Source organism: Paraburkholderia sp. SIMBA_030 (assembly GCF_046535245.1).
GTDB lineage: Bacteria > Pseudomonadota > Gammaproteobacteria > Burkholderiales > Burkholderiaceae > Paraburkholderia.
Map to the genome: position 1 here is coordinate 1 of NZ_JAWRXB010000085.1, position 514 is coordinate 514.

1 protein-coding gene is annotated in these 514 nt (G+C 58.6%); it reads right to left on the reverse strand.

The annotated features are described in order from the left end of the window. Positions 1-120: 120 nt before the first annotated feature. Positions 121-514 (reverse strand): Tn3 family transposase (locus SB772_RS39125; RefSeq protein ID WP_410838404.1); only part of this gene is annotated, 394 nt, incomplete at its 5' end.

The window sequence follows — 514 nt, forward strand, 5'->3', positions numbered from 1 at the left end:
GTGTGAAAGTAGGTAATCGTCAGGCTCCCCAGCAGCACCAGAAACCCCACCCCACAAAGGTGGGGTTTCTGCGTTTAGGGGTTTGGGGCGCAGTGGAACGGAAAACCGGGTTAAGCATTTTCATGCGTCGCTGTCTGCCGGATCACGTAAGGGCCGTAACTCGCCCTTGGCCACCGCGTCGGGCACCGAGAACGAATACCGCCCCAGCATGTTGATGTGCTCGTGCAGCAGCGGCGACAGTCGGGCCACGTCCGCGTCCTTTACCGCATAGCCTTCCGTCCGCAACTGGTTCAAGGCGGCCTCGATATAGATGGTGTTCCACAACACAATCATATTGAGCATCAGCCCGAGTGCACCTAACTGGTCTTCCTGACCCTCGCGGTAGTGCTGGCGCAGTTCACCGCGCTTGCCGTGAAAGACGGCGCGCGCGACGCTATGGCGTAAGCGCCCGGCAATGTCGCCTTGAACCGGCGGGTTATGAAAGCGACGATCGTGTCCACCTATTTTTTTAATG